Raw genomic sequence first — 7,735 nt, 5'->3', positions numbered from 1 at the left:
GTAACTCGTGCACTAGCCACGTCGTCATTGGACCCGTCTCGATCCCAATCCGGGCATTTTCGTCGGCGTGCTGACGAATGACCACATCAATCTGATCTGGCGTCGAAAGGCATTGCCCGCGCCAAATGCGCGCGCCGCTCCCGTCGATAACGCAAACAGCCGTTGTCTTCTGCGAAATATCCAGTCCCACAAACCGCATCATGATAGCCTCCGATGGTCAGAGCACATCGGGCTCGTCGCCCGAATCGCTACGCTATCACCTAAGCCTGCGCGCGATTACCGGATGTCCACAGATGGAAAGCGGACGCTCTGCAATCCGCTAGATTCCGGAAGCGGCGATGCCTACGCTTATCACCGCCATGACAATCATGGATAGCACGCCCGCGAGCGCAAACATTCCCCACACGCCACTTGCCGGTTTCGGCCCTCGAAAGTCGGCAGCTATCTTGAGACCGCAATAGACCGCGTTCCAGATTAGCAACACGACAGTGATAATGAGCCAGACGATCATAAGTGACGATAGTCAGCGCTTGGGAGTGTCCGCAAGTGGTCGGCACAGGTCCTTCGCCAATTTTAGGAGTCCAATAGGAGGGCTCGTTCAAACGGTCATTGCTAATTTGCCCGACGAGGTGAAATCTAGCCCCATGATCCCGCGTCGCTCTTTCTGTCTTGGTGTTATGGTGATCTGGCTTGCGGGCTGCTGGGCGCCCGATACGCGATATCCGCTATCAGAACCGTCGTGTGCTATCGCTCTTGGATACATGAAGAAGTTCAAAGCGGGGGCGTCACGTCCAATCGCAATCATGGTTCGAACACGTTTGGCTCCGTCACGAAAAGAAATAGCGGATCTATTAAGGCACAGTCCAGAACTGGCACGGAAAGTCGATATACAGCAAATGCTTGCGGAAGCAGATGTTCGATCCGCGAGCGTTGTAAGCCATTGCCCGGAGGTTCGCGCGTGGCTGACCACGAACAATATTCTGCATGACGATGCTCAAATCGAAGCACTAGCCAAAGGAACGGACTATTCCGTAGCAATTCTGAGCATATCCGCTCCTGTCATAACGACTAGCGGCGATCGTGCGACCTTCTACGCAGACGATGCCTATGGGCCGCTGGCGGGCGGCACGATGGCGGTACGCTACCGGAGAGATGTTGAAGGCCGATGGCTGTACGACGGGGAAAGCCTTTTAAGTTACAGTTGACCGGTGTTGGGACTCCGCAAATGAGCGTCCGAACTTGGGTTGGAAGCGGAATGACCGCATCATGAGTCTAAGACCTCGACAAACGGATGTGTCGCCTATCGTCAGTCACCAAGCACGGTTGAGCCCCAAGCCAGTGGCGGCGCTTCTTGAAGCGAGGCCCGGACCCAGGTCGAGATCACCCAACTGCGGCATCAGGCGCGTTCCACCCCCGACAACCCAGTGATAGAGGTGTGCCCGGAACGGGTGACATGGGGACAGCGACCAAACCGCTGAAGGCGTGAGATCGCTGGAAGACCTGCGGCTCGCGCCCGAGCACCACAGATCCAGCATAAACCCCGTTACGACGGACGCGGAAGGTTCGCAGTGGAAAAGATCGGCTTTGGCGGCGGGTGCCACTGGTGCACCGAGGGCGTATTCCAGGCTTTGCGCGGCGTCGTTCACGTCGATCAGGGCTTCATCCAATCGCCCGCGCCCTGGGATGCCTGGGCGGAAGGCGTGATCCTCAGCTTCGACCCAGGCATCATCAGCCTCGTGACCCTCGCCGAAGTCCATCTCCGGACCCATTCCGCGACCGGAAGCTACTCGCCCGGTGGGCGGTATCGCAGCGCGATCTACGTCTTCGAGGAAACACAGCGCGCCGAAGCCCAGCGGACGATCGACCGGTTCGCGGAAGAATCGGGCGAGGCGGCGCGGACGCTGGTGCTTGACGTCCTGGGCTTCAGGCCGTCGGACGCGCGATATCAGGACTACTATCGGACCGACCCGAACAGGCCGTTCTGCCGCCGCTACATCGACCCAAAGCTCGACTATATCCGGCGCCATTTCGCCGACGTCGCGCTCCCTGATGCCGCGGCTCGCGAGCCATAGGCCGCGGCTTTGCTACGGACCTTCGCGATAGCGCAGCGCCTCGACCACCAAGGCGAAGGCCGCGGACGGTTGCCGGCGGCTGGGATAGTATAAGTGGTAGCCGGCAAAGGGCGGGCACCAGTCCGAAAGCACCCGGACGAGCGCCCCGCTGGCGAGCTGCTCGGCAACCAGATCTTCAAGCACGCACGCCAGGCCCAGACCGTCGAGCGCCGCGCGGACGATCATCCGCATGCTGTTGAAGACGAGCTGGCCGTCGACTCGCACATGCAGGTCGCGCGCGCCTTTCTCCAATTCCCACGCATACAGGCCGCCCGCCGTCGGCAAGCGAAGGTTGATGCAGCGCTGCTCGGCCAGGTCCTGCGGCGTCTTTGGCTTCGGATGCTGGGCGAAGTAAGACGGCGCGCCGACGACAGCCATGCGCAATTCGGGGCCGATCCGCACCGCCACCATGTCCTTGGCGATCGACTCGCCAAGCCGCACGCCGGCGTCGAAGCGCTCGGCGACGATATCGGTAAAGCCGGAATCGATCGCGAGTTCGATATGCAGGTCGGGATGGCTGCGCAGCAGCGGACCGAGCACCGGCCAGAGCACGCTATGCGCGGCATGTTCCGACGTGGTCATGCGGATCGTCCCTGCCGGTTTGTCGCGCAGGTCGCCCAATGCGGCCAGCCCCCCGTCGATCTCCGCAAAGGCCGGCCCGATCGTCCGCAAAAGGCGCTCGCCGGCCTCGGTCAGCGCGACGCTGCGGGTGGTCCGCGCCAGAAGCCGCAGACCGAGCCGGGTTTCCAGCCGGCGCACCGTGTGACTGAGCGCCGATTGCGACGTGCCGAGCTTCGCCGCGGCGCGCGTGAAGCTCCGTTCCCCCGCGACGGCCATGAACGCCAGCAGATCGCCGGCTTCTTCGCGCTGCATTCATGATCCTAAAGTATGACCTCATGCCAGATATAGCGGCTAATCGGAAAAGTCTGCAGCCCGTATCTAGGCTCCATCGAAAGCCAGAGCTGCTGCAGAAAGAGACGGACGATGGAAAAGCGTATCCTTGGAAAAAGTGGCCTCGAGGTCTCAGCGCTCGGACTGGGCTGCATGGGCCTGAGCTTTGGCTACGGGCCTGCCACCGATACGGCGACCGGCCTCGCGCTGATCCGTGGCGCGTTCGACCGCGGCATCACCTTCTTCGACACGGCCGAGGCCTATGCCCTGGGTGCCAATGAAGAGCTTGTCGGCGAAGCCGTCGCCGGCTTCCGCGACGAAGTCGTGATCGCTACCAAATTCGGTTTCCTCGACGGCGATGCGATGAAGGGCGTCGACAGCCGCCCGGACACCATTCGCGCGGTGACCGAGGCGGCGCTGAAGCGCCTCCGCACCGATCGCATCGACCTGCTGTACCAGCATCGCGTCGATCCCAATGTCCCGATGGCGGATGTGGCGGGGGCGGTGAAAGAGCTGATCGAGGCCGGCAAGGTGCGGCATTTCGGCATGTCCGAGGCTGGCGTCCAGTCGATCCGCGCGGCGCATGCCGTGCAGCCGGTCGCCGCGCTGCAGAGCGAATATTCGCTGTTCTGGCGCGAGCCCGAGAAGGAGATCCTACCGCTGCTCGAGGAACTGGGCATCGGCTTCGTGCCGTTCAGCCCGCTCGGCAAGGGCTTCCTGACGGGCAAGATCGACGCCACGACGCCCTTCGGGGATGGCGACTTTCGCGCCGTCGTCCCGCGTTTCGAGGCCGAGAACCGCGCGGCCAACATGGCGCTGGTCGATCGCGTCAGCGAGCTCGCGGCGAAGCACCGTGTCACCAACGCGCAAATCGCGCTCGCCTGGTTGCTTGCGCAGAAGCCGTGGATAGTTCCGATCCCCGGCACGACGAAGCTGCACCGCCTCGAGGAGAATATCGGCGGCGCGAGCGTTACCCTCTCCGCAGCGGATCTGCGCGAGATCGACGCTGCGCTTTCGCCGATCGCCCTGATCGGCGAGCGCTACCCGGCGGCGATCCGCGACCGCCAAGGGCGGTAATGGTAACCGGTGACGCGAGTCGCCCCGTCCCCTACCCTTTCGAATTCTGGAACTCCCCATCATGCAGATCACGCGTAGCGGCGACATCGCCTCGGCCCCTGGCTCGGCCGAGTATTTCACCGGCCGGGTGCGCATCGATGCGCCGTTCAAGGGCAGCGGTGCGCTGAGTGGTGCGACGGTCACGTTCGAGCCGGGCGCGCGGACCGCGTGGCACACGCATCCGCTCGGTCAGACGATCATCGTCACGACGGGATTGGGCCTCGTGCAGCGCCAGGGTGGCGCTGTCGAGCAGGTGCGGCCCGGCGACATCGTGTTCTTCGAGCCGGGCGAGCGGCATTGGCATGGTGCCGCGCCGCGCAGCGCGATGAGCCATATCGCGATCGCCGAAGCGCAGGATGGCAAGGTGGTCGATTGGCTGGAGCAGGTCAGCGACGCCGAATATGCCGCTGGCGGCGACTGAGCTCGGCCACCACGTCCGACAGCGACTCCCGTTAGCGCTAAGTCTCGGTCATTCCGCGCGCAACCCGCGAACGGCTGCTCCCAATTGGAGCCGCTGCAGGAACCGCCCATAAAGGGTGGTGGCGGGTTCCCGGGGACCTTCCGAGGCCGGTACGTCGAAAGGGCGCCGGGTGCGCGCCGCCAGATCCTCGGCCGCAGACGGGCGTTTGCCGAGCGATCCGCGTTCGAGCAGCAAGCCGTACAGCCACTGCGGAATATAGTGACGGCGCCCGAGCAGAACCGCGCCGATAACCGGACCGCCGGCATCGAGCACCTGCGACAGCAGATCCTTCGCGACCGGGCGCCGCGTCGCCTCCGCCTCGAGCACCAGCAACACGTGATCCGCCGTATGCGACAGCTCGATGCCCTCGAACGACAGCGTCGTCGGCGGCGCGGTGACGACGACATAGGCATATCGTGCCTTGAGGTCGGCCAGCGCGCCACCGTCCAGGCGGGGGCTGACATCGCGGCCGATGCCGATCACGGCGGTGGCGATGCCCTTATAGACCTCGATCTCCAGCTCCGCGCCGTCCGCCAGTACCGGCACGTCTTCGGCAAAGCGCACGAGCACGACCTGGCCGGGTGCGCGATGGTTGAGCGCCTCGCCAAGGCCGAGCGCGGCGTTCTGCAAACTCATCCGCGAATGCGGCGCGAGCAACAGGATCGTCCGGCTCCCACCCCCGCCCGCCGCATCGACCGCCGCGATCAGTTTCCGATATTCGCGCTGAGCCACGCCCGGCGCAAGCGTGCCGAGCGGGGCGCTCAACACCGGCAGATCGAGCGCACGCTCGACCTCGGGTGGCGTGAGGAAGGTGTCGCGCATGCTCGTCACCACCAGCAGCGTCACGCCGGCGAGCAGGATCGCCGCGACCAGCGCGCCTGCAATCAGCAGCAACGGCGGGTTGCTGCGCTTGCTCGGTTCGGTCGGCGCCTCGATCACGCGGACGTTGGCGCCACCTTCGCCGCTCGCCTGGTTGAGCTGCACGCGTGCTTGCTCGACCTGGGTCGACAAGGTCTTGAAGGTGTCGGCGAGCACATCGCGCTGCAGGCGCAAGCGTCCGACGGTATCGGCGATCGCGACGAGACTCTTGAGCCGCGCGTTCGACGAGGCCAATTGCCCGTCGAGCGTGCTGCGTCGTGCCCCCGCCCCCGCCACCGCGGCGCGCGCCTGCGCGATCCGGTCCTGCGCGGTGTCGAAGAACTGGTTGCGCCCGGTGCGTCGCGTGATCGCCAGCGTCGCCTTCTGGCGCGTGATCGACGCCTGCAGTCCGGCGATCTGCTTGTCGACCTGCACCACGATCGGCGCGTCCTTCATGTAGCGCGAGGCAAGATCGGCGCGCTTGCTTTGCAGCGTGATGATCGACGCCTGCATCTCGCCGATCGCGCGCGCCGCCTCGGTATTATCGCTGTACAGTTCGACCTGCGGCGCCACGCTGCGCACGCTCGACTGCAGCGCGGCGAGGCTCTGGCGGCCATCGGCGATCGCGGCGTCGGTTTCGAGCTTGCGCTGCCGCAACGTGTCGTCGAGCGTGACCGCGCCGGCGATCTGCGCGGCGACATCGACGACGTCATTCTCCTGCTGATAGGTCGCGATCTGCGCGTTGGCGGCGTCGAGTTGCGCTTTCACTTTGTCGCGTTGCCCGACGAGATAGCCGACCCGGCCCGAGGTGAGGACGTTGGCACGACTCCGGAAATATTCGGAAAGCAGCGCGCGCAGCGCGTCCGCCGCGACCTTCGGGTCGCCCGCGGTATAGCTCAGCTCGATGACGTTCGCGTCGGGAACCTTGGTGACGTGGAGATGCGAATCGAAACGGTTGAGCGCTGTATCGACGTCGGCCGCGCTCGCTTGCGGGCCGAGCTGCTTGCGCACGACCGCGCGGTGAATTTCGAGGCTGGTGAGCAGCTGCATCTCGACATTGGCGACCGCGGCGGGATCGAGCACCTGGCTCGGCAACGGCCCGCCATTGGCGGTCTGCATGTCGTACACGCCGGCACTGAGCGGCAGCAATTGCGCCTCGGCGCGGTAGCTTGGCGGCAGCACGATCGCCGCGAGCACGCCGAGCAGGAGCACCACGCCGGCCACAATGCCGACCGCGCGCTTGTGGTAGAACACGCTGTTGAGCAAGTCGCGCAGTGCCATCCCGCCAGCATTGCCGGTCCGCTCCGCCTGCAGCTCCTGCTGTCGCGCCGCCAGCCGCGCGGATGTCATGAAATCCTGCATTCGTCAGTTGCTCGGTATAGTTGGCGCACTGCAGTAAAGCTGCGGCCCCTCTATCGGCCAACGCGATTATTTTTCCGTTAAGCCTTCCCCGGTAAGCCGGGGCTGCAAGTATCGCCATGTTCATGGAAGGATCGATCGTGAGCGGCTCCCCTCTTTTCGTCGCATCTCCGCGCGGCGCACGCGCGCGCGCCGTGGCGTTGGTGGCGGCGCTGTGCTGCATCGGCCTGCCGGGCGTCGCAGGCGCGCAGGCTGTTGGGGCCGACATGGCGACAAGCCAGCTCGAACCCGAATATCGCCTCGGGCCCGGCGACGAACTGTCGGTCAAATTCCCCTATAACGGCGAGCTCGATCATGCCGGGCCGGTCGGGCCGGACGGCCGCTTCACGTTGCCGCAAGTCGGCACGATCGCGATCGCCAACATGACGGTATCGCAAGCGACCGAGACGATCGCGACGACGTTGCGGCGCGACGGGATCGTCGAGAATGCCAAGCCTTCGCTGACCATCACGCAATATGGCGCCAGCGTCTTCGTCGGCGGCGAAGTGAAGACGCCAGGCGCGGTGCGGCTGACCGGCGGGATGGATGCCTTCCGCGCGATCATCACCGCCGGCGGGTTGCTCGATACCGCCAAGTCGAAGCGCATCGTCGTCATCCGGCGCGGGCCCGAGGGCACGCCGCAAATGCACTATGTCGATTTGCGCGCCTATCTGAAGCACGGCCCGCCGAGCGACGCCGGCTTGCGCTCGCAGGACATCGTCTTCGTGCCCAAATCCTCGATCGCCGAAGTCGATCTGTGGGTCGATCAATATATCAACAAGGTCCTGCCGTTCAGCCGCGGCCTGAACTACAATCTGGGCAATGCCGCGGTCGGCGCCGTCACCAGCAGGTGACGCCCGTATCGACCTTTCCGGAGCAGACCGCGTCGCTGGCGCCGATG

8 protein-coding genes and 1 pseudogene are annotated in these 7,735 nt (G+C 64.8%); 5 read left to right on the top strand and 4 right to left on the bottom strand.

Annotated features, from left to right (window positions below):
* Both EAH76_RS24325 and EAH76_RS19335 read right to left on the bottom strand, forming a co-directional pair.
* Positions 1-202 (bottom strand): annotated as a pseudogene (locus EAH76_RS24325) (IS110 family transposase); the annotation flags it as partial.
* A gap of 117 nt (positions 203-319) precedes the next feature.
* Positions 320-511: a hypothetical protein gene (locus tag EAH76_RS19335; protein ID WP_140851906.1), complete on the bottom strand. Its 192-nt coding sequence runs from the start codon at positions 509-511 to the stop codon at positions 320-322.
* A gap of 250 nt (positions 512-761) precedes the next feature.
* Here EAH76_RS19335 and EAH76_RS19330 point away from each other — a divergent pair, with 250 nt between their 5' ends.
* Together EAH76_RS19330 and EAH76_RS19325 are read left to right on the top strand one after the other, a co-directional pair.
* Positions 762-1,205, top strand: a complete 444-nt coding sequence (locus EAH76_RS19330; RefSeq protein WP_140851905.1) for a hypothetical protein — start codon at positions 762-764, stop codon at positions 1,203-1,205.
* 363 nt (positions 1,206-1,568) lie between these two features.
* Complete coding sequence (locus EAH76_RS19325; protein WP_140851904.1) at positions 1,569-2,072, top strand: peptide-methionine (S)-S-oxide reductase; 504 nt, start codon at positions 1,569-1,571, stop codon at positions 2,070-2,072.
* A 12-nt stretch (positions 2,073-2,084) separates the two neighbouring features.
* On the opposite strand, the gene EAH76_RS19320 is transcribed toward EAH76_RS19325, so the two are convergent.
* Positions 2,085-2,984: a LysR family transcriptional regulator gene (locus EAH76_RS19320; protein WP_140851903.1), complete on the bottom strand. Its 900-nt coding sequence runs from the start codon at positions 2,982-2,984 to the stop codon at positions 2,085-2,087.
* A 111-nt stretch (positions 2,985-3,095) separates the two neighbouring features.
* Between EAH76_RS19320 and EAH76_RS19315 the strand changes: the two genes are divergently transcribed.
* Together EAH76_RS19315 and EAH76_RS19310 are read left to right on the top strand one after the other, a co-directional pair.
* A complete protein-coding gene (locus EAH76_RS19315) occupies positions 3,096-4,079 on the top strand; it encodes an aldo/keto reductase (RefSeq protein ID WP_140851902.1) in 984 nt (327 codons plus the stop codon).
* A 61-nt stretch (positions 4,080-4,140) separates the two neighbouring features.
* Positions 4,141-4,539: a (R)-mandelonitrile lyase gene (locus EAH76_RS19310; RefSeq protein ID WP_140851901.1), complete on the top strand. Its 399-nt coding sequence runs from the start codon at positions 4,141-4,143 to the stop codon at positions 4,537-4,539.
* Positions 4,540-4,587: 48 nt separating this feature from the next.
* On the opposite strand, the gene EAH76_RS19305 is transcribed toward EAH76_RS19310, so the two are convergent.
* The gene (locus EAH76_RS19305; RefSeq protein ID WP_241659798.1) at positions 4,588-6,798 is read right to left on the bottom strand and encodes a GumC family protein; all 2,211 of its coding nucleotides are present in this window, start codon (positions 6,796-6,798) and stop codon (positions 4,588-4,590) included.
* Positions 6,799-6,935: 137 nt separating this feature from the next.
* Here EAH76_RS19305 and EAH76_RS19300 point away from each other — a divergent pair, with 137 nt between their 5' ends.
* Positions 6,936-7,688, top strand: a complete 753-nt coding sequence (locus EAH76_RS19300; RefSeq protein ID WP_161989100.1) for a polysaccharide biosynthesis/export family protein — start codon at positions 6,936-6,938, stop codon at positions 7,686-7,688.
* Positions 7,689-7,735 lie beyond the last annotated feature (47 nt).

Origin of the sequence: Sphingomonas glacialis, assembly GCF_006439055.1 — a bacterium.
GTDB lineage: Bacteria > Pseudomonadota > Alphaproteobacteria > Sphingomonadales > Sphingomonadaceae > Sphingomonas > Sphingomonas glacialis_A.
Note: the sequence above shows the minus strand (reverse complement) of the source record. Positions and strands in the feature narration are given on the sequence as shown.

Bases quoted from the DNA above. Each gene is read 5' to 3' on its own strand.
- EAH76_RS19335 (WP_140851906.1), bottom strand. From the start codon at position 511: ATGATCGTCTGGCTCATTATCACTGTCGTGTTGCTAATCTGGAACGCG.
- EAH76_RS19330 (WP_140851905.1), top strand. From the start codon at position 762: ATGAAGAAGTTCAAAGCGGGGGCGTCACGTCCAATCGCAATCATGGTT.
- EAH76_RS19320 (WP_140851903.1), bottom strand. From the start codon at position 2,984: ATGCAGCGCGAAGAAGCCGGCGATCTGCTGGCGTTCATGGCCGTCGCG.
- EAH76_RS19315 (WP_140851902.1), top strand. From the start codon at position 3,096: ATGGAAAAGCGTATCCTTGGAAAAAGTGGCCTCGAGGTCTCAGCGCTC.
- EAH76_RS19310 (WP_140851901.1), top strand. From the start codon at position 4,141: ATGCAGATCACGCGTAGCGGCGACATCGCCTCGGCCCCTGGCTCGGCC.
- EAH76_RS19305 (WP_241659798.1), bottom strand. From the start codon at position 6,798: ATGCAGGATTTCATGACATCCGCGCGGCTGGCGGCGCGACAGCAGGAG.